At 58.3% G+C, this 26,796-nt stretch carries 22 protein-coding genes; 13 read left to right on the forward strand and 9 right to left on the reverse strand.

Annotation, left to right across the window (positions count from 1 at the left end; all coding sequences use genetic code 11):
* Positions 1-42 precede the first annotated feature (42 nt).
* The 5 genes from HNQ99_RS10965 to HNQ99_RS10985 all read right to left on the reverse strand — a co-directional run bounded on the left by HNQ99_RS10965 (position 43) and on the right by HNQ99_RS10985 (position 6,326).
* Complete coding sequence (locus HNQ99_RS10965; protein ID WP_184475699.1) at positions 43-249, reverse strand: hypothetical protein; 207 nt, start codon at positions 247-249, stop codon at positions 43-45.
* A 258-nt stretch (positions 250-507) separates the two neighbouring features.
* Positions 508-2,043 (reverse strand): SpoVR family protein, encoded by a 1,536-nt coding sequence (locus tag HNQ99_RS10970; RefSeq protein ID WP_184475700.1) that lies wholly within the window; start codon positions 2,041-2,043, stop codon positions 508-510.
* Entirely contained in the window at positions 2,040-3,350 is a 1,311-nt protein-coding gene (locus tag HNQ99_RS10975) for a YeaH/YhbH family protein (protein ID WP_184475701.1), read from the reverse strand. Before HNQ99_RS10975 ends, HNQ99_RS10970 begins: the two co-directional genes overlap by 4 nt.
* A 134-nt stretch (positions 3,351-3,484) precedes the next feature.
* Positions 3,485-5,428 (reverse strand): PrkA family serine protein kinase, encoded by a 1,944-nt coding sequence (locus tag HNQ99_RS10980; protein WP_281376805.1) that lies wholly within the window; start codon positions 5,426-5,428, stop codon positions 3,485-3,487.
* A gap of 220 nt (positions 5,429-5,648) precedes the next feature.
* Positions 5,649-6,326 (reverse strand): HAD family hydrolase, encoded by a 678-nt coding sequence (locus HNQ99_RS10985; RefSeq protein ID WP_184475703.1) that lies wholly within the window; start codon positions 6,324-6,326, stop codon positions 5,649-5,651.
* Positions 6,327-6,425: 99 nt separating this feature from the next.
* Between HNQ99_RS10985 and glmU the strand changes: the two genes are divergently transcribed.
* Entirely contained in the window at positions 6,426-7,775 is a 1,350-nt protein-coding gene (glmU, locus tag HNQ99_RS10990) for a bifunctional UDP-N-acetylglucosamine diphosphorylase/glucosamine-1-phosphate N-acetyltransferase GlmU (protein ID WP_184475704.1), read from the forward strand.
* Between the two features lie 39 nt (positions 7,776-7,814).
* Positions 7,815-9,638 carry a glutamine--fructose-6-phosphate transaminase (isomerizing) gene (gene glmS / locus HNQ99_RS10995; protein WP_184475705.1) on the forward strand — a complete coding sequence of 608 codons (1,824 nt, stop codon included), beginning with the start codon at positions 7,815-7,817 and terminating at the stop codon, positions 9,636-9,638.
* A 122-nt stretch (positions 9,639-9,760) separates the two neighbouring features.
* Here the strand turns inward: glmS and serB are convergent, their stop codons facing one another.
* A complete protein-coding gene (gene serB, locus HNQ99_RS11000) occupies positions 9,761-10,642 on the reverse strand; it encodes a phosphoserine phosphatase SerB (RefSeq protein ID WP_184475706.1) in 882 nt (293 codons plus the stop codon).
* Between serB and miaA the strand changes: the two genes are divergently transcribed.
* The 8 genes from miaA (at position 10,641) to HNQ99_RS11040 (ending at position 19,199) form a co-directional block, all read left to right on the forward strand.
* The gene (miaA, locus tag HNQ99_RS11005; protein WP_184475707.1) at positions 10,641-11,600 is read left to right on the forward strand and encodes a tRNA (adenosine(37)-N6)-dimethylallyltransferase MiaA; all 960 of its coding nucleotides are present in this window, start codon (positions 10,641-10,643) and stop codon (positions 11,598-11,600) included. The two genes, serB and miaA, sit on opposite strands and share 2 nt — an antisense overlap.
* Positions 11,601-11,693: 93 nt before the next feature.
* Positions 11,694-13,439 carry an acetolactate synthase 3 large subunit gene (locus HNQ99_RS11010; protein ID WP_184475708.1) on the forward strand — a complete coding sequence of 582 codons (1,746 nt, stop codon included), beginning with the start codon at positions 11,694-11,696 and terminating at the stop codon, positions 13,437-13,439.
* Positions 13,436-13,759, forward strand: coding sequence for a hypothetical protein (locus HNQ99_RS11015; RefSeq protein ID WP_184475709.1), 324 nt, complete (start codon positions 13,436-13,438; stop codon positions 13,757-13,759). Before HNQ99_RS11010 ends, HNQ99_RS11015 begins: the two co-directional genes overlap by 4 nt.
* Positions 13,760-14,275 (forward strand): acetolactate synthase small subunit, encoded by a 516-nt coding sequence (ilvN, locus tag HNQ99_RS11020; RefSeq protein ID WP_184475710.1) that lies wholly within the window; start codon positions 13,760-13,762, stop codon positions 14,273-14,275.
* 94 nt (positions 14,276-14,369) lie between these two features.
* Positions 14,370-15,389: a ketol-acid reductoisomerase gene (ilvC, locus tag HNQ99_RS11025; RefSeq protein WP_184475711.1), complete on the forward strand. Its 1,020-nt coding sequence runs from the start codon at positions 14,370-14,372 to the stop codon at positions 15,387-15,389.
* Between the two features lie 115 nt (positions 15,390-15,504).
* Positions 15,505-16,122, forward strand: a complete 618-nt coding sequence (locus tag HNQ99_RS11030; RefSeq protein ID WP_184475712.1) for a YceI family protein — start codon at positions 15,505-15,507, stop codon at positions 16,120-16,122.
* A 284-nt stretch (positions 16,123-16,406) separates the two neighbouring features.
* On the forward strand, positions 16,407-18,092 hold the full coding sequence (gene leuA, locus HNQ99_RS11035; protein WP_184475713.1) for a 2-isopropylmalate synthase: 1,686 nt from the start codon (positions 16,407-16,409) through the stop codon (positions 18,090-18,092).
* Positions 18,093-18,227: 135 nt separating this feature from the next.
* Positions 18,228-19,199, forward strand: a complete 972-nt coding sequence (locus HNQ99_RS11040; protein WP_184475714.1) for an NAD(P)H-dependent flavin oxidoreductase — start codon at positions 18,228-18,230, stop codon at positions 19,197-19,199.
* Here the strand turns inward: HNQ99_RS11040 and HNQ99_RS11045 are convergent.
* The 3 genes from HNQ99_RS11045 to HNQ99_RS11055 all read right to left on the reverse strand — a co-directional run bounded on the left by HNQ99_RS11045 (position 19,196) and on the right by HNQ99_RS11055 (position 23,667).
* Positions 19,196-19,681, reverse strand: coding sequence for an AHH domain-containing protein (locus tag HNQ99_RS11045; protein ID WP_184475715.1), 486 nt, complete (start codon positions 19,679-19,681; stop codon positions 19,196-19,198). The two genes, HNQ99_RS11040 and HNQ99_RS11045, sit on opposite strands and share 4 nt — an antisense overlap.
* 76 nt (positions 19,682-19,757) lie before the next feature.
* Positions 19,758-20,507 (reverse strand): hypothetical protein, encoded by a 750-nt coding sequence (locus HNQ99_RS11050; RefSeq protein ID WP_184475716.1) that lies wholly within the window; start codon positions 20,505-20,507, stop codon positions 19,758-19,760.
* A 286-nt stretch (positions 20,508-20,793) separates the two neighbouring features.
* Positions 20,794-23,667: a M16 family metallopeptidase gene (locus tag HNQ99_RS11055; protein ID WP_184475717.1), complete on the reverse strand. Its 2,874-nt coding sequence runs from the start codon at positions 23,665-23,667 to the stop codon at positions 20,794-20,796.
* Between the two features lie 155 nt (positions 23,668-23,822).
* On the opposite strand from HNQ99_RS11055, the gene HNQ99_RS11060 reads away from it, so the two are divergent.
* The 3 genes from HNQ99_RS11060 to HNQ99_RS11070 are packed head-to-tail and all read left to right on the forward strand — an operon-like array spanning position 23,823 to position 26,766.
* Positions 23,823-24,833, forward strand: coding sequence for an efflux RND transporter periplasmic adaptor subunit (locus HNQ99_RS11060; protein WP_184475718.1), 1,011 nt, complete (start codon positions 23,823-23,825; stop codon positions 24,831-24,833).
* Positions 24,830-26,080 (forward strand): ABC transporter permease, encoded by a 1,251-nt coding sequence (locus HNQ99_RS11065; protein ID WP_184475719.1) that lies wholly within the window; start codon positions 24,830-24,832, stop codon positions 26,078-26,080. Before HNQ99_RS11060 ends, HNQ99_RS11065 begins: the two co-directional genes overlap by 4 nt.
* Entirely contained in the window at positions 26,077-26,766 is a 690-nt protein-coding gene (locus tag HNQ99_RS11070; RefSeq protein WP_184475720.1) for an ABC transporter ATP-binding protein, read from the forward strand. The genes HNQ99_RS11065 and HNQ99_RS11070 overlap by 4 nt, the downstream gene beginning before the upstream one ends.
* Positions 26,767-26,796: the final 30 nt, after the last annotated feature.

Below are 26,796 nucleotides of genomic sequence, written 5' to 3' on the forward strand. Positions count from 1 at the left end.
TGCGAACCTTGACAGGTTAAGGTGCTTTTATTGAGTGCCGACTTAACTCGCGGTTGCGTGCAACCTCACCATATTGTCCATGTGGTTGCGTTCGATGGAAATGGCGCCGATTTCAGCGGCCTTGCGCCGATATTCCGCTGCCATGGCCAAGTGCATCTTCCGGGCGGGAAGGTCATCGGTGCCCGCTGCGAGTTGCTCGTGCATTTCAGCGCGTTCCAAATAGATGGAGGGGTCATCGGAATTTAGCATGAAGGCAACTCCTGCTATTTTGATATCTCGAAGCAGTATCGTTCAAAATCCGGAGAGAGCTTCCCGTGCGGCCTGCCTTTTGGGCGGCGCTTCTATCACTCCGTCATTTCAATGATTGGCCATTCAGCGGATCTATTCGCGTCTGCGGACGCCGACCCTTTGAAAGCCTGTGCTGCTCCGATCCTCAAAAAGTACAACCTGCATGCCTTAGCGCAAATTCATGCAAAAGGAAATAGCAAGGCGTAACGTTCGTCCGGATCAGCCCTCCGTCGGTCGCGGGGAGGCGCGATATTCCTTGATCGGCTTACCACCTTCCGCTGATTTTTCTCTTAAAACAACGTCATATCCCCACAAAGTCGAAAGATGTTGCAGCACCAGTTCAGTGTCGGAGGCAACAAGCTGGACGCCATGCGCAACCTTGTGTTCCAGGATCAGATGCCGGTCGCCCGCCATGTCGACATCAACGATCTGAATGTCAGGTTCAATCCAGCCAATATCATATTGCCTTGCCAGCGTGCGGCGGATTTCCCGATATCCCCGTTCATTATGGATGGCGTCGACCGTGAGCGCAGGCTCCTTCTCCTTGTCCCCCAGCTTGAACAATTTCCAATGGCGGATCAGATGCGGACTGAGGAACTGGCCGACAAAGCTTTCGTCACGGTAATTGGCCCATATATGCTTCATCACCTCGTCGGGGTTCTGCGACCCCGCAATATCGGGAAACCAGACACGATCCTCTGCGGTGGGTTCTGTGCAGATCCGGCGGATATCCTGCATGATTCCAAACCCCAGCGCATAGGGATTGAAGCCCCCATAATGGCCGGAATCGAACATGGGCTGATGCGTCACATTGGTGTGAGACTGCAGGAATTCCATGAAGGCGCCATCAGTAATAAGCCCCTTTTCGTGCAGCCGCGTCATGATCCGGTAATGCACATAGGTCGCGCATCCCTCGTTCATGACCTTGGTCTGCATCTGGGGATAAAAATATTGGGCGATCAAACGGATGATCCGCAGGATTTCCCTTTGCCAGGGTTGCAGAAGGGGCGCGGATTTTTCCAGGAAGTATAGAATATTCTCCTGCGGAAGGTTGAGCGCCGCGCGTCTGTCATCCGCCGGCTCGCGCGCATGGGTTTCGGTTCGAGGCAATGTCCGCCAAAGGTCGTTGTAAATCCGCTCCTGATGTGCATGGCGCTCCGCCTCCCGCTCAGCCTCGGCCTTCAGGTCGCGCACTTTGGCGCGTGGGTAGCGGTGAACGCCCTGATGCATCAGCGCATGGGCGGCATCCAAAAGCCGTTCGACGGCTTGCTGTCCATGGCGTTCCTCGCAGCCCATGATGTAGGCCTTGGCGAATTCCAGATAATCCAGGATCCCTTCGGCATCGGTCCATTGCTTGAACAGATAATTATTCTTGAAAAAATGGTTATGACCGAAGGCCGCATGTGCAATGACCAAGGTCTGCATCATCGCGGTGTTTTCTTCCATGATATAGCTGATGCAGGGATCGGAATTGATCACCAACTCATAGGCCAGGCCTCGCATGCCTTTGCGGTAAAGCATCTCGTTTGCAAGGAACTGTTTGCCGAAAGACCAGTGCTTGTAAAATAAGGGCATGCCGGTGGATGAATAGGCGTCCAGCATCTGTTCGGCTGTGATGACTTCTATCTGGTTGGGATAGACGTCCAGCTTCATTTCATTGATCGCTATGTCCTCAACCGCATCATAGATTCGCCGAACCAGGTCGAAATTCCAATCCCCGCCTTCGAACAAAGGGGTGCCTACCCGATCGATCATGTCGTCTTTGCCCCCACGCCGCGCTTCTGGAACAATTCACGGAAAACAGGATAGATTTCCCGGCGGTGATGTACTTTCCGCATGACGAAGCGCTCAGGGGGTGACTCCACCCGTTCATAGGCCTGCCAAAGTTCGCTCCCGCTGGAAAGCGTTCCGCCCGCCATCGGGTCCTCCTCTCGCCCCACTTCCAGATAAGCCACATATTGAGAGATCGGTATGATCTCATTTTGCATCAGGCTGACCGTTTTCGGATTGTCGCTCGACATGTTGTCGCCGTCGGACGCTTGCGCAACATAGATGTTCCAGTCTTCCGGATTATACCGGTCCTTGACCACCTCCATCATCTTGTCGAGGGCGCTCGAAACCAGGGTTCCACCTGTTTCCCGACTGTAAAAAAAGGTCTCTTCATCGACCTCTTCGGCCCGGTCCGTATGACGGATGAACACCACCTCCACATGCCGATAGCACCGCGTCAGGAACAGGTGGAGCAGGGCATAGAAGCGTTTGGCGAGATCCTTCATATGCTCGCTCATTGAACCCGAAACATCCATCAGGCAGAACATCACCGCCTGGGCAATGGGCTTGGGATGATGTTCGTACCGCCGATAACGAAGGTCGATGGGATCGATATAGGAGATGAGCTTGCGACGCCGCTCAAGCAGGTTGCGCTCTTCTATCAGCTTCAGCAGCAGGTCCGCATCGGTATCGCCCAGTTCCTCCAGCCGGGCGATCTCCTCCTCCAGCGCCTTCAGGTCTTCCGATTTCGGCCGCTTCAAGGCGATGCGGCGCGACATGGCGTTGCGCATGGTGCGACCTATGGACAAGGTCGCGGGAGAACCGGTGGTTTGAAATCCCGCCCGGCGAAGCTCGAACGATGTCCCCCCTATCAACCGCCTTTTCGCCAGGTCCGGCAGTTCCAAATCGTCGAGAAACAGGTCCAGAAATTCTTCCCGCGTCAGTACAAAGCGGAATTCGTCCTCCCCTTCCCCGGTCCCGGCCTCACTGCCGCCGCTGCCTTGCCCGCTGCCACCGGGCGGGCGCGGGATCTTGTCGCCTTCGATATATTCCTTGTTGCCTGGAAAGATGTGATCGCGGTTTCCGCCACTTTGTGTGCGGTGCAGGCTCGGCTCATGCACGCCCTTTCGGACGATCGACACTTCACCTTCCTGATCGATGTCTTTTATGCTGCGGCCCTTCAAGCTGTCACGGACCGCCCGCTGGACTAATGATCGCGCCCTGCGCAAGAAGCGCTGCCGGTTGACGAGGCTCTTGCCGCCGGGGTTCAGGCGTCGATCGATTACATACATATCAGTGCGCTAGGGCCTCCTGTTGTACAAGCACATCGTACTCCTGCAAAAGCAGGAGTCCAGTTGGACCCTTGGACCTGGGCTCCTGCTTTCGCAGGAACGCATTGAACGAGAGGCTCTGCGTCAATCCTCCATCACCCTGCCTGTTTCACGCGCATATACCATTCCACCAGCCGCCGGACCTGCCGCTCCGTATAGCCCCGGTCGATCATGCGTTCGACAAATTCATGATGTTTCTTTTCGGTTTCGGTATCCTTCTTGGACCCGAAGCTGATGACTGGCAGCAGATCCTCGACCTGGCTGAACATCCGGCGCTCAATAACCTCCCGGATCTTTTCATAGCTGGTCCATGACGGATTGCGGCCATTATTGCTTGCCCGCATGCGCAAAGCGAACTTCACGACCTCGTTCCGGAAATCCTTCGGATTGGCTATGCCCGCGGGCTTTTCAATTTTGGTAAGTTCCTGATTGATCAGTTCGCGATCAAATAGCTGGCCGGTGTCCGGATCCTTGAAATCCAAATCCTCGATCCAAGCATCCGCATAGGCGACATATCGGTCGAACAGGTTCTGGCCATAGTCATGGTAGGATTCCAGATAAGCCTTCTGAATCTCATTGCCGATAAATTCGGCATAGCGCGGCGCCAGTTCGCCCTTGATGAACTCCAGATAGCGCGTCTCCGTATCCGAAGGCAGTTGTTCCTGCCGCACCATCCGTTCCAGCACATACATCAGGTGCACAGGATCGGCTGACACTTCGGTCGGATCATGGTTGAACGTCGCCGAAAGCGCCTTGAAGGCGAACCGGGTGGAAATCCCGTCCATCCCCTCATCGACGCCGGCAGCATCCTTATATTCCTGCATGCTCTTGGCTCGCGGATCGACCTCACGAAGGCTTTCCCCATCATAGACCCGCATCTTGGAATAGAGATTGCTGTTCTCGTGCTCGTGCAGCCTGCTCAGCACACAGAAGCGCGCCAGCATGTCGAGTGAGCCAGGAGCGCAGGGCGATCCGGACAGTTCGGACCCGCGCAACAGCTTTTCATAGATCTGCCGCTCTTCGGTTGCCCGTAGGCAATAAGGCACCTTGATAACGTAGATGCGGTCGATGAACGCTTCGTTGTTCTTGTTGTTCTTGAAGTTTTGCCACTCGGACTCGTTCGAGTGCGCCATGATGATGCCGGTAAACGGTATCGCCCCGATATTTTCAGAGCCGATATAATTGCCCTCCTGCGTCGCGGTCAGCAACGGGTGGAGCATCTTGATAGGCGCTTTGAACATCTCGACAAATTCAAGAAGTCCCTGGTTGGCGCGATTGAGGCCGCCCGAATAGCTATAGGCATCGGGATCATGCTGAGAGAGCATTTCCAGCTTCCGGATATCGACCTTGCCGACCAGCGATGAAATGTCCTGGTTATTTTCGTCGCCTGGCTCCGTCTTCGCAATGCCGACCTGATGCAGGCGCGACGGCAGCATCTTTTCCACTTTGAAGCGGGAGATGTCGCCATTGAACTCATCCAGACGCTTGCGGCACCACGGACTGATCAGGCCTGACAAGCGGCGACGGGGAATGCCGTACTGGTCCTCCATCATCGTGCCATGGGTTTCCGGATCGAAAAGGGCCAAGGGGCTTTCGAAGACCGGACTGAGTTCGTCACCAGCCTTCAGCACGTAGATGGGATGAACTTCCATCAGTGCCTTGAGCCGCTCGGCCAGCGAGGATTTGCCGCCACCTACCGGTCCCAGCAGATAGAGTATCTGCTTTCGCTCCTCCAGGCCCTGGGAAGCATGGCGAAAGAAGCTGACGATTCGTTCTATCGTTTCTTCCATGCCGTGGAATTCGGCAAAGCTCTGATAGCGGCGAATCGTTCGATTCATGAAGATGCGGCCAAGCCGCTGATCCTTCGATGTATCGATGATCTCAGGCTCTCCGATAGCCGCAAGCAACCGCTCGGGCGCACTGGCGTACATCATCGGATCTCCGCGGCATCCGCGGAGATATTCCTCTAAGGTCATCTCCGCCTGGCGGCGCGCTTCATAGTTCCGGGTGAATTCCGAAAAGAGATCATTAATCGCCAATGTCATCTCCTACGATCTGCAACGGCGGTGTAATCAATATAGGATAGACGCGCCTTTCAGACCAGTATGTGTTTTGCGGATATTGAACGCTTCAACGTACCCGCGGTTCAGCAGGGGTTAATGGGTCGGCGGAAGCAATGAATTGAAAAAGCTTGGAGGAGGTCATGCTGGCTGCAATGATCTTGAAGTTCATAACCGAGCGCCGCCGGTCGTGGCGGTTCTAGGCGACTTCCCAATGTTCCAGCGTCGGGATCAATTCTTCATAATGATGGATGATCAGATCGGCGCCAAGCTCCTCGATCGGCTGGTTGAGAAATCCGAAACTCACAGCGATGCTGGGAATGCCGGCGCTCTTGGCGGCCATTGTGTCGTTGATGCTGTCGCCAAGAAAGATCGTCCGCCCTCCGCCGCAGCGACGGATCATCTCCTCTATGGGGGCGGCATGCGGTTTCGCCTTGCCTGGCCCCATCGTATCGCCGCCAATGATCGCGTCGAACCTTTCAGTCAGCCCCATCTGCTCGATCAGTGCCTTGGCGAAACGTTCATATTTGTTGGTGCAGATCGCCAATCTCACTCCGCGCGCGTGCAGTTCATCCATGGCTTCGGTTAGCCCGGGATAAGCCTTGCTGTGATGCGCCAGATTCTCGCCATAAAATTGCAGCAGCACCGGCAGATACTGCGCCATCAACTCGTCAGTGCAGCCGCCGGAGCGTTCAAGACCGCGCTGAAGCATCACCTTGGCGCCGTTGCCGACCAGTAACCTGACCTCTTCGATGGAAAACCGCGGGCGACCGATAATCGCCAGCGTATGATTGACCGCTGCAGCGAGATCCCCGCTGGTGTCCAGCAAGGTTCCGTCCAGATCGAAGCCAACGATATCGAAAGGAATTTTTTTCATACGGCGGCTCATGCCCTTTGCCCAGTGGCATATGCAAGCCAAACATGGCAGAGGGACGAGAAGCTGACCCAATTGCCAAGGGACCGATAAGAAGCAACGATGCGCCCGTTAGCCACCATCATTCTTGCCGCAGGGCAAGGTACGCGCATGAAATCCGCGACGCACAAGGTTCTTCATCCAATTGCGGGCCGACCCATGCTGCTCCATCTTCTGGCGAGTGTCGACACTTTGTCGCCGCAGAAGAAAATTGTTGTCGTGGGGGCTGGCCGCGAACAGGTCGAAGCGGTTGTTGCTGGACGTGACGTGACGCTCGTGGTTCAGGACCAGCAACTTGGCACGGGTCATGCCGTTCAGCAGGCCGAGGCAAGTTTCGACGGTTTTGCGGGGGATGTGCTCATTCTATATGGCGACGTGCCGCTCGTCCGGCCGGAAACCATGCGGATGATGCTGGAACGGCTGCATGGACCGGATGCACCTGTTGCGGTGGTGCTCGGCTTTCGCCCCGAGAACCCCGGCGCTTATGGTCGAATCATAAGCGACACCCAGGGCGTCATCGAAAAGATGGTGGAATATAAGGACGCCGATGAGGCGGAGCGCGCGGTTACCCTGTGTAACAGCGGCCTCATGGCCATTCGCCAAGAGGATATCTTCGCCTTGCTCGCGAGGGTTGGTAACAGCAATGCAGCCGGGGAATATTATCTTCCCGACATTGTCATGCTCGCGGCTCATGAAGGCCGCCCCAGCGCCGTCGTGGAAACCGAAAATTGGGAAGTTGCCGGCGTAAACAGCCGCATCGAACTGGCGGCGGTAGAGGCTGAATGGCAGAGCCGCCGCCGTATCGAGGCCATGCGCGATGGCGCGACGTTGACTGCGCCCGAAACCATATTCTTCAGCTATGATACGGTGATAGGTCGCGATGTGCTCATCGAACCCAACGTCGTTTTCGGCCCAGGCGTGACGGTGGAGGACCGAGCCACCATCCATGCCTTTTCGCATCTGGAAGGCGCGCTTGTGCGCAGCGGAGCCGAGATCGGGCCTTATGCTCGCCTTCGTCCCGGAGCGGAGATTGGCCGGGGGGCGAAGGTCGGCAATTTCGTCGAGATGAAAAAGGCCGTGCTCGGTCCGGGCGCGAAAGCCAATCACCTGTCCTACATTGGCGATGCCGAGGTCGGCCCGGGAGCCAACATCGGCGCGGGGACAATCACCTGCAACTATGACGGCTTTCTGAAATACCGCACCCGGATCGGCGCGGGCGCTTTCATCGGTTCGAACAGTTCGTTGGTCGCTCCGGTCACGATAGGCGACGGCGCCATTGTCGGCGCTGGCTCTGTCGTGACCAGCGATGTAGAAAGCAACGCCCTCGTTTTGGCCCGTGGGCACCAGTCGGTCAAGCCGCAATGGGCCGCAAAGTTTCGCGAAAAAATGAGTGCGAAGAAGAAGGCGCAGTAGCGTCTCGACTGCGTTCAGCACCAAAAGTTAGGGCAATCTATGTGTGGCATTATCGGTATTTTGGGCAAGGGCGATGTAGCGGACCGGCTGGTGGAGGGCCTTCGCCGCCTGGAATATCGCGGTTATGATTCCTCCGGGATCTGCACGGTTCACGATGGGATACTCGACCGCCGCCGCGCGGAAGGAAAGCTCAATAACCTTGCTGCAAAACTGATCCAGGAGCCCCTGCCAGGCCGTAGCGGTATCGCCCATACGCGCTGGGCCACTCATGGCGCCCCTACAGAAGACAACGCCCATCCCCATGTTGTTGGCGACGCAACCCTGGTTCACAACGGCATCATCGAAAACTTCAAACCTCTGCGCGATGAACTGGTGGATGAAGGTCGCCGCTTCACCAGCCAGACCGACACCGAGGTCGTGGGTCACTTGCTGGCGCGAGAAATCGAGCGGGGAGCCGATCCGCGTCAGGCAGTCGCAGCCGTCCTGCCCCGACTGCAGGGAGCCTTTGCGCTGGCCATCATGTTTCGCCAGCATCCCGACCTTTTGATCGGCGCCCGTTTGGGTGCGCCCCTGGTGGTGGGCTATGGCGATGGTGAAAACTATCTGGGCTCGGACGCACTGGCTCTTGCGCCGCTTACCCAGAAAATCGCATATCTGGAAGAAGGCGATTGGGCAGTCCTGAGCCGCGACACCGTTGAAATCTTCGACCGGCACAACATGCCGGTCGACCGGCCGGTCACCAGCTCAGGCATCTCCGGCGCCATGATAGACAAGGGCAACCACCGCCATTTCATGCAGAAGGAGATTTTTGAGCAGCCTGTCGTCGTCGCACAGACCCTGCAAAGCTATCTTCGGCCGCTGGAGAACAAGGTGGCGCTGCCCGATATGGATTTCGAACTGGGCGGCATAAAGCGGGTTACGATCGTTGCCTGCGGGACCAGCTATTATGCCGGGCTCGTCGCCAAATACTGGTTCGAGAAATTCGCCAGGATCCCCGTCGATATCGACGTTGCCAGCGAGTTCCGCTACCGCGACCCCGTGCTTGAGCCGGGCGGTCTGGCTTTGTTCATCTCGCAATCGGGAGAGACCGCGGACACGCTGGCGGCCCTGCGCCATGCACGTGCCGAGAAGCAGATCATCGCCGTCGTCGTCAATGTGCCGACGAGTTCAATGGCGCGCGAGGCCGATCTTCTCCTTCCGACTCATGCGGGCCCGGAAATCGGGGTAGCCTCGACCAAGGCCTTTACTTGCCAGCTCGCGGTGCTGGCGGCGCTTGCCGCAAATCTCGCCCGCGCCAATGGGCGTTTGTCGGCTGAAGAGGAAGCGGAGATTGTCGAGCATTTGACCGAAGCGCCGGCGGCCATGAACCAGGCGCTTTTGCACGACGGCGACATAGAAGCCATGGCCCACCTGATCGCCCCGGCTCGGGACGTGCTTTATCTTGGCCGCGGGCCCGATTATCCCATGGCGTTGGAAGGCGCGCTGAAGCTAAAGGAAATCAGCTACATCCATGCCGAAGGCTATGCGGCGGGCGAAATGAAACATGGCCCCATAGCCCTGATCGATGATGCCGTACCCGTCATTGTCATCGCCCCTTCAGGCCCTCTGTTTGAAAAAACGGCATCGAACATGCACGAGGTTCAGGCACGCGGAGGTAAGGTGGTGCTCATATCCGATGCCGAAGGACTGGCCCAAGCGGGCGAAGGCTGCCTGGCCACCATCGAAATGCCGAGCGTTCACCCTCTAATAGCGCCGTTGGTTTATGCCGTGCCGGTCCAACTCCTCGCCTACCACGTCGCCGTTGCCAAAGGCACTGACGTTGACCAGCCAAGGAATCTCGCGAAGTCTGTAACCGTGGAATAACAAGTGATTGGCTACAGCCTTGTTGTTTCACGAATGTGGGAACCCGATGCCATGCGGGGAAGCACGACGATCCGGGAAGGAAAGCTCACCCAAGATCTACTGATCGAGGGGGCGTTCAGTCCCTATCCCCCTACCCAAGCGCTTCGCGCAATCCCTTGGGCATAAAGTAGAACGCTGAGATCCCCATGGTTGATTTCGGCGTCAGCGGCCTCGCGCGCCTTTTGCTTGGCGTGATAGGCCACGCCAAGAGAGGCGGCCTGCATCATCAATATGTCGTTTGCGCCATCACCCACGGCCATGGTGAGTTCGCTAGGAATGTGGTGCTGGGCGGCGGCCTGTTCCAGCTCTGCGCGCTTGGTCATGGCGTCGACGATGGGCAACCGCACCGTGCCGGCTAGGGCCGCGCCTTCGACATCAAGGATATTGGCCACGACGCGGCCAAAGCCGATCTCTTCGCCGACGGGCTCAGCAAAGCGCGTAAATCCTCCAGACACCAGGACCGTCTTCGCCCCACGCGCCATCATCGTCTGTACCAGCTGCTTGGCGCCGGGCATGATCTTCACGCGCTCAATGCGACAAACGTCGATCGTCTTCTCCTCCAGGCCCTTGAGCAGCGCCACGCGGCTGCGTAGCGCCTCTGCAAAGTCCAACTCCCCCCGCATCGCGCGTTCGGTGACGTCGGCGATCTGCTCCTTGATGCCCGCATAATCGGCAAGCTCGTCGATGCACTCCACGGTGATCATCGTGGAGTCCATGTCGGCGACCAGCAGCTTCTTTTCGCGGGTTGCCACAGGCTGGACAATCACGTCGATTGCGCCATCCATGGCTTGCAGCGTCTGGCGGGCAGCTTCGGGATTTTGGGCAAAAAGGATGTCGGCGGCCTTGCCCGCATCAAGATCGACAGTATCGCTTGGCGCGCACCCCGCCTGCGCCAGACGATCGCGCGCTTGCGTAATATCCCCCTGACGCAAAACGCCGCTTGCCACTATGGTCGCAACGAACATGACTATTTCGCAATTCCCTTCAGGCCAGAATCATGGCCCCGATGGCCGACCGGCTGTCGCGCTTATTGCCGGACCTACGGCCAGCGGCAAGAGCGCTCTGGCGCTGGCGCTGGCCGGGCGGCAGGACGCTGTGATCATCAACGCCGACGCCAGCCAGGTTTATGCCGACCTCACCGTCCTTTCGGCGCGGCCGTCAGCTGAAGAAATGGCGAGCGCCCAGCACCGGCTATACGGCTATATCGACGGCAGCGAGGCCTGTACGGCTGCCCGCTGGGCGGAAGATGCCAAACGCGAAATTGCGGTAGCGCATGAGCAGGGCAAGCTGCCCGTGCTCGTCGGCGGAACGGGACTTTACATCCGGACCCTGCTGGATGGGATTGCGCCAGTGCCCGAGATTGACCCTTCTATTCGTGCGGAGGTCCGTTCGCTTGCCGCTGGTCAGGGCTATTCCGCCTTGCAAGAGGAAGACCCCCAAAGCGCTGCCCGGCTTGCTCCCGGCGACACAAACAGGATTGCCCGGGCCCTGGAGGTGATAAGATCGACTGGTCGGACGCTTGGCTGGTGGCACCGGCATATGGAAGGCGGCATAGCCGAAAGCATAGCGCTGCGCCCCATTTTGTTGTTGCCGCCCAGAAATTGGCTGCTTGATCGTTGCGACCGGCGTTTTGAATTAATGCTCGAACAAGGAGCTGTCGAGGAAGTGCAGCAGTTATTGGCGCGGGAGTTGGCGCCGGACCTTCCGGTCATGCGCGCCATAGGCGTCCGCGAGATCGCGGCGTGGCTTGGAAACCAAATGGGCCGGGAACAGATGATCGAGCGCGGCCAGATCGCTACCCGCCAATATGCCAAACGGCAATATACATGGTTTTCGCATCAGCCTCCCAGTACTTGGCCCCGGCGGGACACAGCGATTGATGACAAAATTATGCCATATATTGTAAGAAAGTTACAACATTAGGTGTTGACAAGGCATTTTCTTATAAATAGACGCGACCACCTTGCCTTTCCGGCTGCACTGCAGCAAGGCGCGTCTTTGTGAAGGAGATTAGTGGTGGTTGAGCGTAGCGGCGCTGACATTTTGGTCCATGCGCTGGCCGATCTGGGTGTAGATACCGTCTTCGGTTATCCGGGCGGCGCGGTGCTGCCCATTTACGACGCCCTCTATAATCATCCGACGATCAAGCACATCCTTGTGCGCCATGAACAGGCGGCGACCCATGCCGCGGAGGGCTATGCCCGCTCCACGGGAAAGCCGGGGGTCGTGCTCGTCACCAGCGGCCCTGGCGCAACCAACGCGATTACCGGCATCACCGACGCGTTGATGGATTCGATCCCTATGGTCGTCATCACCGGCCAGGTCGCAACGCACCTCATTGGCACCGATGCCTTTCAGGAAGCCGATACCATCGGCCTGACGCGCCACTGCACCAAGCATAATTATCTGGTGAAGGACCCGGGAAAGCTGGGCCATGTCATTCATGAAGCTTTTCATATCGCCACATCTGGCCGTCCGGGCCCGGTCGTCATCGATATTCCCAAAGACGTGCAAGTCGCGACCGCCGAATATCAGCATCCGGGCGAAATCGCCCATGTCAGCTATCGCCCGCAGGTGAAGGCCCCTGCCGCCGACATCGACAGAGCGGTTGCCATGCTCGCGGCGGCCGAACGGCCGATCCTTTATACAGGCGGCGGCGTCATCAACAGCGGCCCTGAGGCGAGCAAGTTGCTCCGCGAATTGGCCGAACTCACCGGCGCGCCCGTCACCAGCACGTTGATGGGGTTGGGCGCATTCCCCGCCTCCTCACCGCAATGGCTGGGCATGCTGGGCATGCACGGCACCTATGAAGCCAATATGGCGATGAACCGGGCAGATTTGATCCTGTCGCTGGGCGCTCGTTTCGACGATCGCGTTACCGGGCGTCTCGACGCCTTTTCGCCGCACAGCAAAAAGATCCACGTCGATATCGACCGAAGCTCGGTCAACAAGAATATCGTCGTCGACTTGCCTGTGATCGGCGATGTCGGCAGCGTCATGGCGGACATGATTGCCCTATGGAAGGCTAACGGCCACCAGAAGGCGGACCAGACCGAATGGTGGAGCCGCGTTGACGGCTGGCGCGCTCGGCGCTCGCTTGATTATCGCGAAACCGGCGAAGAGATCATGCCTCAACGGGCCATCGCCGCACTTTTTGAAGCAACCAAGGGAAAGAACCCGATCATCACGACGGAGGTTGGCCAGCACCAGATGTGGGCCGCGCAGCATTTCCACTTCGACGATCCCAACAAATGGCTGACAAGCGGCGGCCTTGGCACCATGGGTTATGGCCTGCCCGCAGCGATTGGCGCGCAACTCGGCAACCCGGATGCGCTGGTCGTGGATATTGCGGGCGACGCATCGATTCAGATGAACATCCAGGAACTCGGCACCGCGATCCAATATCGCTTGCCGGTCAAGATCTTCATTCTCAACAACGAATATATGGGCATGGTTCGCCAGTGGCAGGAACTGACCTATGAAAGCCGCTATTCGGAAAGCTATTCCGACAGCCTGCCCGACTTTGTGAAGCTTGCCGAAGCCTATGGCTGGACGGGCATCCGGATCGAAGGCCCGCAGGAATTGGAAGCGGGGATCAAACAGATGATTGAGACAAAGGGTCCCGTGCTGGTGGATTGCCACGTCGCCAAGCTGTCGAACTGTTTCCCGATGATCCCGTCGGGCGCGGCTCATACCGACATGATCCTGGCGGATTCAGACGTCGCCGGCACCATGGACGATGAGGCGAAGGCACTCGTATGACGCAGCACCTGCGGCTCCGCCTTCATGTGACAGAGCCTTGGGATTTCGAACGCACGAACGGGACAAGCGAACTTACCGGATGGACGATCGACTATGCCGATGAGGAAAATGAGGAATGGGAAGTGACCCTGGACCATCCGATCGAATTTCATGACAAACATATCCGGACTCTCCTTTTGGGCCCGCGCTATGTCGGAGAGCATCTTCGTCGAATTTTCGATGCCGTGGTGGGCTTCCCCGTACGCGTGGCCCATCGCCAGGACGGCGACTGGCATTATGCCATGACCGCCATGCTGTCCCTGCCCCGCGAGGAAGATTGAATGCACATCAAGGAAGAACTGAGCGAGCGCCACGTCTTGACGCTGACGGTCGCGAACGAGGCTGGCATATTGGCGCGGATCGCCGGCATGTTCACGGCGCGTGGCTATAATATCGAAAGCCTTACGGTCGCTGACATTACCGAAGATCACAAGATCAGCCGTATCACCGTCGTCACCAACGGCCCGCCGCGCGTCATCGACCAGATCATTGCGCAGCTTGATCGACTGGTGCCTGTTCACAAGGTGACCGACCTTACCGAAAACGGCCCTTATGTGGAGCGGGAATTGGCCCTTGTGAAGGTGGCCGGCGCGGGCGATCAGCGGATCGAGGCATTGCGCCTGGCGGACGTGTACCGCGCACGCGTTGTGGACGCGACCATCGAAAGCTTCATCTTTGAAATTACCGGCGGATCGGAGAAGGTAGACACCTTCGTAAACCTGATGCGCCATGTGGGCCTTGTCGAAGTGGCCCGCACCGGCATTGTCGGTATTACACGCGGCAAGGAAGCCGCCTGACACCATCTAAGTTCGGCCATGCCGGGCTAAGATTTCGTATCCTCCCCCTGTAGCGGGGAGGGATGGGTAGAGCGAGTTAAGGAAGAGTACGAACATGCGTGTTTATTATGATCGTGACGCTGACATTGGCCTGATCAAGGGCAAGAAGATCGCCATTGTCGGCTATGGCAGCCAGGGCCATGCCCATGCGCAGAATCTGCGTGACTCCGGCGTTGCTGAAGTCGCCATTGCGCTGCGCGCGGGTTCGGCTACAGCCAAGAAGGCCGAAGGCGCTGGCTTCAAAGTGCTGAGCAATGCCGAGGCTGCAAAATGGGCCGACATTGTCATGATCCTCGCGCCCGACGAGCATCAGGCGGGCATTTACAACGAAGACCTGCGCGACAATTTGAAGCCCGGCGCGGCGCTGGCATTCGCCCATGGCCTCAACGTCCATTTCGGCCTGATCGAGCCCCGCGCGGACATCGACGTGTTCATGATCGCCCCCAAAGGCCCCGGCCACACCGTGCGCAGCGAATATGTTCGCGGCGGCGGCGTGCCCTGCCTCATCGCCATCGCGCAGGACGCAACGGGCAATGCTCATGACGTGGCCCTCTCTTACGCTTCCGCCGTCGGCGGCGGCCGTTCGGGCATCATCGAAACCACCTTCAAGGAAGAGTGCGAGACCGACCTCTTCGGCGAGCAGGCGGTGCTGTGCGGCGGCCTGTCGCACCTCATCATGGCGGGCTTTGAAACGCTGGTGGAAGCCGGCTACGCTCCCGAAATGGCCTATTTCGAGTGCCTCCATGAAGTAAAGCTGATCGTCGACCTCATGTATGAGGGCGGTATTGCCAACATGCGCTATTCGATCTCCAACACCGCCGAATATGGTGACTATCACACTGGGCCGCGCGTCATCACCAGCGACACCAAGGCAGAGATGAAGCGCGTTCTGGACGACATCCAGAAGGGCAAGTTCGTGCAGCGCTTCGTGCTCGACAACCGTGCGGGCAATCCGGAGCTGAAGGCCCACCGCAAGCTGCAATCTGAGCATCCGATCGAGCAGACCGGCGCTCAATTGCGCGCCATGATGCCATGGATCGGCGCCAACAAGCTGGTCGACAAGGAAAAGAACTGATCTTTCCATGACCGAAACAGAGATCGAAACCTGTCGTTTCGGTTTTGGCACTGGAAGATTTCGGGGGCGTCGCATACAAATGCGGCGCCCTAATCATATAAGAGGAATCCTTCCCATGCGCAAAATTTTCGCAACCTCGGCATTGGCTTTGACTACGCTGGCGCTTGGCCCTGTCGTTGCGCAGGACGCCCCGAGCCTTCCAGGCGCGCCCGATCCCGCCCGCGTGCAGTTTGGGACCTATGCCGTTGATCCCGCCCACACACAGGTTGCGTTCACGGTGAATCATTTGGGTTTCAGCAACTATGTCGGCCTGTTTGGAACGCCTAAGGGTTCGCTGACCATCGATCCCAAGCAGCCAGAAAAGGCCAGCCTTTCCATCGAAATACCCATGGATGAGGTCCGCACCAGCTCGACCGATCTCGACAAGCATTTAAAAACGCCGGATTTCCTCGATACCGCCAAATTTCCAACAGCGAAATTTGTTTCGACCAGCGTCACAGTGGATGGCACGACGGCGGACATTGCCGGTAACCTGACCCTGCATGGCGTCACGAAACCGGTCATGATCGAAGCGCAGTTTGTTGGCGCCGGTCCCCACCCTATGAATAAGAAGCTGAATATCGGTTTTTCTGGCACCACAACGATAAAGCGCAGCGATTTTGGCATCACCAAATTTATTCCGCTTGTTTCGGACGAGGTGAAGCTGGCGATTACGGTAGCATTTGAGAAATGAAAAATTGGATTGGTCAGGCGGGAAACCGCCTGGCCTTCCACTTCAATAAAAAGAATGGACTTTCTTCCTGAAATAAGCCTAAGGAGCTGCACCATGTCGAACGCTGCGGCTCCGATCTTCCTTCTGCTACGACTTACACGCCCTTAGGCGTGCCGATGGTGCTGCAAGTCTTGCCTTGCCCAGCCCACACAGCCTAAGGGCCAATCAGCTTCCAGATTGAAACAGCAGCCGGCGCCGCCCAGATATTGCGAGCGTTTGGCCTTTGAAGAGAAGTCGACCAAGACATGTTGCAGGACCCGACAGTCAAATACCGCCCTTTTCCGCAAGTGGACTTGCCTGACCGGCAGTGGCCCGGCCGTACTATCATCAAAGCCCCCCGTTGGCTTTCGACGGACATGCGCGACGGCAACCAGGCCCTTATCGATCCCATGGATACGGAGAAGAAGACGCGTTTTTTCAATCTCCTGGTGAAGCTGGGGTTGAAGGAAATCGAAGTCGGCTTTCCATCGGCCGGGGCGACAGAGTTCGATTTCATCAATGGATTGGTGCGGTCGGGCGACATTCCCGACGATGTCACCGTACAGGTGCTCACCCAGGCCCGGCGCGACCTTATCGAACGGACGTTTGAAAGCCTTGATGGAGCGCATCGCGCGATCGTGCATGTCTACAATGCCGTCTCACCGGCGTGGAGGCGGATCGTGTTCGGCATGGACCGCCCCCAGATCAAGCAAATTGCCATCGAGGCGGCAAAGATCATTCGGGACGAAGCGGCAAGGCGGCCGAATACTGACTGGCATTTCCAATATTCGCCGGAAACCTTTTCCACTGCCGAACTGGAGTTCAGTCTCGAATGCTGCGAGGCAGTGATGGACATATTGCAGCCGACGCGTGAGAAGCCCATCATCCTCAACCTGCCCGCCACGGTCGAGGCAGCGACCCCAAATATCTATGCCGACCAAATCGAGTGGTTCTGCCGCCATATTCGCGACCGGGACAAGGTCGTGATTTCACTCCACCCCCATAATGATCGCGGCACCGGCGTGGCCGCGGCTGAATTGGGCCTGATGGCGGGCGGCGACCGGGTGGAGGGATGCCTTTTCGGCAATGGCGAGCGCACCGGCAATTGCGACCTCGTGACCGTCGGCCTCAACATGTACACTCAGGGCGTACATCCCGGCCTGGATTTTTCCAACATGGAAGAAATCGTCCAGACCGTGACCTATTGCAATCAGTTGCCGGTACATCCCCGCCACCCCTATGCTGGCGAGTTGGTGTTCACGGCTTTTTCCGGGTCTCACCAGGACGCGATCAAAAAGGGCTTCGCCGCTCAGGAAGCCCGCAACGATCAGGTCTGGGACGTGCCCTATCTGCCTATCGATCCGGCGGACATAGGTTGTTCCTATGAAGCTGTCATTCGCGTCAACAGCCAGTCGGGCAAGGGCGGCGTGGCTTGGGTGCTTCAGCAGGACAAGGGGCTGAAACTGCCCAAGCGGATGCAGGCGGACTTCAGCCGGGTCGTACAGGATCTGGCGGATCAGACCAGCCGTGAACTGGTTGCAGGCGACATCTGGTCCGCGTTCCAAAGCTATTATTGCCTGGACTCTGACCAGCCTTTCAAGTTGATCGATTATCAGGAGTCTCAGTCGCCGCACGCAAGCGGGTCGAACCGGCTTTTCGTTGGAAAGATCGCCATGAACGGCGTGGAACAGACTGTCAGCGGTCGCGGGAATGGACTTATTTCTTCGGTGCTGGCTGCGCTTCGCGAAAGCTGCGGGATCGATTTTGAAGTCGAGGATTATAGCGAGCACGCCATAGGTCATGGTTCAGACGTTCAGGCTGCGGCCTATGTCGAATGCAAGGCGGCGGACGGTCGAAAAATCTTCGGAGTTGGGATGGACGCTGACATCGCTACCGCCTCAGTGCAAGCCATATTGTCTGCTGCCAACGGACTCGCCGCTCGCTCACATTAGGGCTGGACGGGGGCATCGGCTCCCGTCAGCCTGACATTTCCGTTCCTGCCAAGCGGAAAATCAAGCCTATCGTTCGACCGAGGTAAGGCTTGAGCATTTTTTGCAGGAATGCCAACGAGAAAATGGAAGATGCCGATGCCCCTGCCCTCCCCTCTGCTCAATAACCTCTCGCTACCCGTCATGGCTTCGCCGATGTTCATCGTCTCTGGTCCGGAAATGGTCATAGCCCAGTGCAAGGCCGGGATTGTTGGATCCTTTCCTGCCCTCAACGCGCGGCCGCAAAGCCAATTGGACGAATGGCTGCACCAGATCACTCTAGAGCTTGCCGACTGGAACCGCGACCATCCGGAAAAGCCCGCCGCACCTTTCGCGGTCAATCAGATCGTGCACAAATCGAACGACCGGTTGGAACAGGATCTCGCCACTTGCCGGAAATGGCAGGTCCCCATCGTCATTACGTCACTCGGCGCGCGCGAAGATGTCAATCATGAGGTGCGGAGTTGGGGCGGGATAGCCTTTCATGACGTCATCGACGATCGCTTCGCCCACAAAGCTATAGAAAAGGGGGCGACCGGACTGATCGCCGTTGCGGCGGGGGCGGGCGGGCATGCCGGTACGACTTCGCCCTTTGCCTTGATGCAGGAAATCAGGGCCTGGTTTGATGGACCCGTGGCGCTATCGGGGGCGATTGCCTGTGGCCGGTCCATCCTTGCGGCTCAATCATTGGGCGCGGATCTCGCCTATATCGGTTCTGCTTTCATCGCCACAGAGGAAGCCAACGCTCCGGCAGCTTATAAGAATATCATTGTGGAGGCGCATTCCGGCGATATCGTTTATTCCAACTATTTTTCCGGCGTTCATGGCAATTATTTGCGCCAGTCGATCGAGCGAGCAGGTCTGGATCCCGCGAAACTGCCGCAAGGCGATCCTTCCAAAATGAATATGAGTACGGATGATAGTAAGTCTGCCAAGCCCTGGAAGGATATCTGGGGCGCTGGCCAGGGAGTTGGCGCCATCGACGTCGTCGAGCCTGTGGCAAGGCGCGTAGCGCGCCTGAAGTCGGAATATGAAGCGGCAAAGTCGGAACTTCTGGAAAAGCTGAGCTAACGCTTCGCCCACGCCTTCTCAATCATCTGGTCCATCGTTTCGAATCCCGGGCCATTATGCATGGGATCGCGCAGATGGAGCTTGACCGGGAAGGCAGAGGCGCCCATCAGGCTGCGCCGGATGACATTTTGCAGCAGCCTTAGGCGTTGCAGGCCGTCCATGCGATCCTGAAGGCGTCGGCGCGAACGTGCGTAACCCGCACGTATCGTTTCGACCCGCATCAGGATCAACGCGTTATAGCGCGGGTGCGGCCCTCGGTGCAGCGGCAGCCGGGCGCGCAGGGCTTCGGCTTCCGTGGTCGGCAATAATATGCCGTTGGTCGTAAAGTCGTCGAATACAAAGCCGGAAGCCATTAAGTCCCTGAAGAAATACCGGAACTGCTTCCGCTGCATCAAGGCCATAGGCAATAGATGGTGGCGTTGACGCTCCGGCTTATAATTCGATTGGCCACGCCGATTGACGCGGCGAAAGGCAATTTCCACTCGTCCCCCCTTCCCCCGGCGCCCCGATGCGCGAGAGGAAGGCCAAAAAGGCCGGGAACGAGGATTTTGCGCGCTGTTACAGGTCCATTCCGGAGAGGATTGCCGAACGCACGTCACATTTGACAGAAAGCCACTGTGGTCTCCTGCGCCAGATGCTCTTTGGCTCCGGTTGAATTTCAACCTGTTCACCGGCCGCCAGTCCTGCAAATGCCTCCGGCCGTTCATACGGCCCATGAAGCATCGCGTCCGCAGCTATCCGGCAAGCCCGGCGAACCAACCCGGCGGCCGACATATCGCCTACAGACCGCAAGCGGATTTCCTGTCCACAGAAATAGTAAAGGCCGGTGCTGGTGACCGTATTGTCGGCTGCCAGGGACATTCGAACGAACTCCAGCACCGGGACATTCCGGGCGGATAGAAACCGCGCCACGGAATCTTTGACTCGATCGATGCCGCTGAGCAACTGTGCGTAGGGCCAACAGATCACGTCCGCAGGCAAGCGGTCCGACAACTCCAGTGCTCCTCGCGCCAATTCGACTGCTTCTTCCAGGGGAGGCATTTGCCCTTCACTTCCCATCAAGGACAGGCGCAATAACGTCCGCGTCTCGGAAAAATCGAAGTTCGCGAGATAGGGCGCGGCCGAATGGCGGAATACCGACCAATCGAGCGATGCATCCGAAGAAACGACCTTCGCCTCGACCGATGAGGGCAAATACGCCGCGCAGTCATGCAGGAGGCTGGATCCGGGATCATTGTCCCGCCCGGATGCCAAGGCCGCCGGACCGTTTTTTATACCGACAAACATATGAGGTCGATCTCTGATCATTGCCGTTCCGTCTTTGCCATTAGCCTGAGGGCGGAAACTAGAGACCAGCGGTTTAATCAGACCCTAATGCTGACGCGTATTTCCGACAGGACCACTAGCTATCTGAAGTTTATTCGAGAAATTGGCGGGAATCGGCCAAGTAGTTTTATATCCGGAATGGACATAATTTCGGACCTTCCGGCAAGCTGCGCATGAAACGGGTACGAAACGATGCCGGGAGAATGCCGCCAAAAGCGAATCGGACCGTTTCCATATCGGCGCCGATCGTTCCCCATGTCGGTGCAATTTACTCAGCCTCTACTCCATTGGGCAGCACCACCGCCGACCAGATCTTGCCAGGGACAAGATATTTCTTCGCTAAAATCTGGATTTCAGCAGGTGTAACTTGAAGCAAATCACGCGGCATGGATCGCATGATCGCGATCCGTCGGCCATCGAAACTGGCTCCTTCCATCTGCGACATCCAGAAGGAGTTGCCGGTACTGGCTCGCGCCAATAATTGGCGCATGGGGGCGACGGTTCTTTGCAACTCATCGGAACTGACTGGCGTTGCGGCAAGGTCGGCGGCTATGCGATTGATAAGCGCGAAGAAATAGCTGATCTTGTCGGGCTTCAACTGGCTGGTAACGGCAATATAACCGCCATTGTCAAAGGCGAAGGGCCACATATTGTCCACGCTTGGGCTATAGGCGGCGCCGTCCTGAGAACGCAGCCCTTCAAAAAGGCGGTCGTTGAAGATTTGCGTCAAAACTTCAAGCTGCCGTCCCTCCCGGGCCGAGGCAAAGCCTCCTGACGTCGGCCAGGCCATGACCGCTGCCGCCTGATCCTTGGCCCCTGTATGGCGCAGTTCCACCGGCTTGGCATTGTGCGCGGGAAAACCGGTCCGCAAGTTGGTGCGATCTATTGATTTGTCGTTGCGCGGCGGCAATGCGCCGAAGGTTTTGGCCACGAGCGTAATGGCCCGCTCCGCATCGATGTCGCCATAGATCTGGACTTCGATAGGCCCGCTTTTCAGGATCGGCTCCCAGGTCGCTCGGAAGGCCTCCGGCGTTAGCGCGCTGATTTCGGCGCGGCTGGGCGTCCGCCATCGCACATCGCCATCACGCAGCATCGCGGTCAAATCGCGGGCGAGCACGCTCCCTGGCGAATTCGCCATGGCGTCATAAGCCGCCAATATGCCAGCCTTCATTCGTTGCACCGGGGCTGCATCCCAACGCGGCTGGGCAAGCTTCGCCGCCAGCAGATGCAACTGGTCTTCCAGGTCGGCGGATCGAGTGACAGCACTCATCTCGAACGCGTCGTCGTCAATGCCAAATTGCATTCCTATACGGCGGCCGGTGGTGAGCCGGTCAAGCTCCTCCTGCCCCAGCTCGCCTACTCCGCTCGCCATCAGCGCATAGCCGCCAGCCCAGCTCGGCACTGGTTTTACCGGTGAAAAAGCCTGGTAGCCATGGCCGAAGCGCACATTGATCCTGATCTTTTCCTTTTCCGCCCCATTGGCGAAAAGCGACAATTTGACCCCATTTGAAAAACTGATCATGTCGATCCCAAGATCGGATAGCTTCTCGCGAGACACCACTTTCCCCGGCGCGCCCAATTTGGGAAGCGCGGCGGCCGTGATCGGCGCGCCTGTAAGGCGAACATTACTGGCGGGATCGACCGGCGTCTTCAGCGCCATGGCGAGCCTGCCCTCCGCGTCGGGCTGTTCCGCCGGCAGGGTCAGGATTGCCCGCATTGCCGTGCCGTTGAACATCTCCCGCGTGGACGACAGCAACTTGGCAGGCGTCAGGCTGGGCTTCATTTCACGGAATATGGCAAGTGCGGTTTCAGGCGCGGCCACCGTTTCGCGGATGTCGACCGCTCCAACAATGTCGTCGGCCTGTTTCGATCCAGCCTCCGTGTCCTTATTTTCCACCGACATGGCGAGCAGCGCTTCGAACTCCCGATACTCGCGGTCGATCTCCCCCTGGGTCGCGGGTGAGGCTTTGGCATCCTCGATTACAGCGCGCACGTCCGCCAGCGCCGCAGACCAGTCTTCGCCCAGCGGCAAAATGCTGATGAAAGTACCATCGGCGGAACGGCTTACATCTTCCTGCGCAACGCTCGCCTGAATATAGCTGCCCCCTGCCCTGGCGCGTGCCTCCAAACGGCGATTGATCATCTGCAGGGCGAGCATGTCGGTCAGCCGCTCACGATTATAAGCGATGGTGTCGTCCTTCAGCGCCCAGGGACGCAGCCAGGCAAGGCTGAGCGTTGCGGGCAGTCCAGCCTCTGCCACCACTTCACTGATGGGAAGATTGGGATCAGGCTTTCCAAAATCGGGAATGGGCAGCGCTTTACCTTCCGCTTTCCAGGGCCCGAAATATTTGCGGATCAGTTGCTCGAACAGCTTGGGATCGCCGTCTCCGGAAATGGAGATCACGACATTTTCCGGGCGATACCAGCGATCGTGAAAAGCGCTCAGTCCCTTGGCAGTCGCCTGTGCCAGCGTATGCTCGGTCCCTATCGGATTGCGCATGGCAAGTCGCTGTCCCGCAAAAAACAGCCCGCGCGTCGCATCGGCGACACGCACTTGGGGACCATAGCTTTCCCGCCTCTCGGCCAAAATCACCGCCCGTTCGGCATTCACGCTGGCATCGTTGATGGTCGGCTCGGTGATCATCCCGGCCAATATCTTCATGCTTTCATCAAGCCCGCCGCTGCTCGCATCGGGAAGATCAAGGCGATAGACGGTCTGGGTGGGCGTCGTCTGCGCATTGCTATCGCTCCCGAAGGTCGCGCCAAGCCTTTGCCACACGCGCTTGGCCTCACCGTCCGGCACATATTTGGACCCTCGAAAGGTCAGATGTTCCAGGAAGTGGGCAAAGCCTAGCTCATTATCCTCTTCCATCAGCGATCCTGCGTCCACGCGCACGCGGATCGAGACTTGTCCGGGCGGCACGCCATTGTGCCGTACGGCATAGCGAATACCGTTTTCCAGTTCGCCAAACAGCCAGGCCGCGTCCACCGGAACATCGCTGCCTTGGTAAAGCCATGGCGTTTTCTGCTTGAGCGGCGCTGAGACCTGTTGCGCCTGTACCGGAATCGGGGGAGCTGTCCCTGCCAACAGCATTGCCAAAGCCGGGACGAATATGGCGGCGCGCCTCATTTTCAAAGTCATTCCGCTTTATATCCAGCCGCAACATTGATGGCCAGTGAATAGGCAGCGGCGTCTTGTCCCTTCCGGCGGTCATATGCCGATGGTGCGGCGAACTGTTCCTGTACGTCGATCCGGTGTATCTTTTTGACCGACAGGGGCAAAACAGGGTTTTGGGCATGCGGGACCGCCTTGGCTGGAAATGGATTGCGGTCACGGCTGTTATCCTCGTCCTGCTCGCCGCTTATCTTCTCTGGAAGGGCGGCCCGCGCGAGCTGAAGGTGGCCACAGCAAGAACCGGAACCGCCGTCGAACTGGTCTATGCCACGGGCTTTGTGGAGCCAGAACAGCCGGTCAGCGTTGCCGCGCGAGTGACCGCCCCCGTTATGGAAGTGCTGGTGGAGGAAGGTCAGCACGTCAGGCGCGGTCAGGCGCTTGTCCGCCTTGCCGACGACGAGCAACGGGCCTCCATGCACCAGGCAGGAGCTGAACGGATCAGGGCAGTGCGCGATGAAGCCCGCGTCCTGGCCCTCTACCGCCAGGGCTGGGTCACAAGAGCCGCCAGGGACGAAGCAATAGCGGCCGCTGACAGTGCCAGGGCCGCCGAGCAGACCTTCGCAGCGCGCCGTGGTCAATATGTCATCCGGGCGGGCATCGACGCCATTGTCCTCAAGCGCGACGTTGAGCCCGGCGATTTGGCCTCGCCCAGCCGGATCCTCATGACTTTGGGCGATCCGGCGAAGATGCGGATCACTGCCGCCGTCGATGAACGCGACGTTCCCCGCATCCGGCCCGGCCAGGAGGCGCTGATGTCGACGGAGGCTTATCCTGGGCGCATCATCCGGGGCCGGGTCCGTGAAATCACGCCTGGAGGTGATCCAACCGAAAGGGCTTTTCGCGTCAGGCTGCTGTTGGAGCGGGCGCCAGCCTTGCCTTTGGGCCTGACTCTTGAAGTCAATGTGGTGACCGGACGAGCGCCCAACGCCCTGCTTGTGCCCGCATCGGCTGTCGATGGAGGGCGGCTGTGGGTTGTCGTCGGCGGTCAGGCAAAGCTCCGGCGGGTAAGGACCGGCATCACGGGCGCAGAAGAGGTTCAGATTCTAAGGGGTTTGCGCGCAGGCGAGCAGGTGGTTCTTGATCCCCCCGACGATCTGGACGAGGGGGACAAAGTCAAGGCAAAGCGCCAATGATCGGCTCGCCCCTTTTGCTGCTGGACATTGCTTTCCGCCATTTGGCGGGCCGCACGCGGCAGACGGTGGTGGCCGTCAGTGGCGTCGCCATCGGCGTGGGTTTCTTCCTGGCCGTCTCCGCCCTGATGATGGGTAGCCAGCGCGATTTTGTAACGACGCTCATCGACGCCGCGCCCCACATCATCATCTCCGACGAATTGCGTAGCCCGCCGCCCCAACCGGGACTGAGAGTATATCGGCAAGGCGCCGTCGAACTGCACGGCTTCAAGATCCGCAATGAGGTAAGAGGCCTAAGGAATTGGCAGGAAATCCTTAGAACCGTGAATGCCTTGCCCGGAGCCATTGCTTCTCCAAGCCTCAGCGGCGGCGTCACGCTCCGCGTGGGCGGGCGCGAGGAACCGCTCTCGATCATTGGCATAGAACCGGATATCGAAAGCAAAATCAGTGATATAGAAGATAGGCTTCGCACCGGACATCTGCGCGATCTTGAACGCACTCAGGGCGGCGTGGTGCTTGGCGAAGAAATGGCCGAACGGCTTGCAGTTGGCATGGGCGACATCGTCGGCGCAACCTCGGCGTCCGGAGGCACCAGGTCATTGCGCATCGTCGCGCTGTTCAAAAGAGGACAAACGCAGATAGGCCCTTCCTCCGGATATGTGCTTCTGCGTGAAGCTCAATCCATGCTGGCGCGGCCTTTTATAATCAATCGGATAGGCGTAAGACTTGCTGATCCCTATGAAGCAAGCCAAATCGCGGCACGCCTGGAAAAACGCTTTTCCTACAAGGCGGAAAGCTGGCAGGAACGATCAAGCGACTTCCTGTCGCTGCTGGTGACCCGCAACGTGATCATGTACAGCGTGGTATCCGCGATCCTGCTGGTTGCGAGCTTTGGCATCTATACCGTCGTTTCGAACAGCGTTGCCGACAAGCGCCGCGACATCGCTATCATGCGATCCATGGGTTTCTCGCTGGCCGATCTGCAGCTCATATTCGTCTGCGAAGGCATGGCTCTTGCCCTGATCGGCATTGCTTTGGGATGGCTTCTCGGCTTTGGGCTGATGCAGATATTGGGTTCTGTGGAATTCAGCATCAGCGGAGACGCAGAATATTTGCCGCTCGACCGAGGAAGCCGGCAATATTTGATCGCTGGAATGGCCTCCCTCTTTGCGGGCGTGATTGCCGCCTGGCTCCCCGCGCGCAAAGCCGCTCAGGTTGACCCCGTAGACATATTGAGGGGAGCCGCATGAGCGGACTGCTTGAGGCGCAGGGCCTTACCCGGATTCTACCTGGTGAACCGCCCGTCACATTGGTCCGCGACGCCAGCCTTAAGGTTGAAAAGGGCAGCTTTACGGCCATTGTCGGCCCTTCAGGTTGCGGCAAGTCGTCGCTGCTCTATCTGCTCGGCCTCATCGATCGGCCTAGCGAGGGCAAGCTCCTGATCAGCCACCGCGACGTCACCTTACTCAATGGCGACGAACGGGCTCAGCTTCGGCTGGAAAGCATAGGTTTTGTGTTTCAGTTCCATTTCCTGCTCCCGGAATTCACAGCGATGCAGAACATCCTTCTGCCGATGCGAAAACTCGGCCGCCTCAGCCGTGACGCCGCGGATGCGCGAGCCTTGCAATTGCTGGAATGGGTCGGGCTTCGGGAAAAGGCCGGAAAAACGCCCGACCGCATGTCCGGAGGCGAACGTCAACGGGTGGCAATCGCCCGCGCCCTGGCAAATGATCCCGCCATCATATTGGGTGATGAGCCGACCGGCAATTTGGACAGCGAAAATTCAAAACGCGTGGTCGAGATATTTCAGATGCTTGCCGGCGATCAGGACCGAGCGGTGCTATGCGTCACCCACGACATGGATGTGGCAGGGGCGGCGGACGTCCGCATCAACATGCTGGACGGACGGATCATAGGGGTCGAGCAACGGACTTAAAGGCGGAGCCTCGGAAAACACCTGTATCCC

Source organism: Rhizorhapis suberifaciens (assembly GCF_014200045.1).
GTDB lineage: Bacteria > Pseudomonadota > Alphaproteobacteria > Sphingomonadales > Sphingomonadaceae > Rhizorhapis > Rhizorhapis suberifaciens.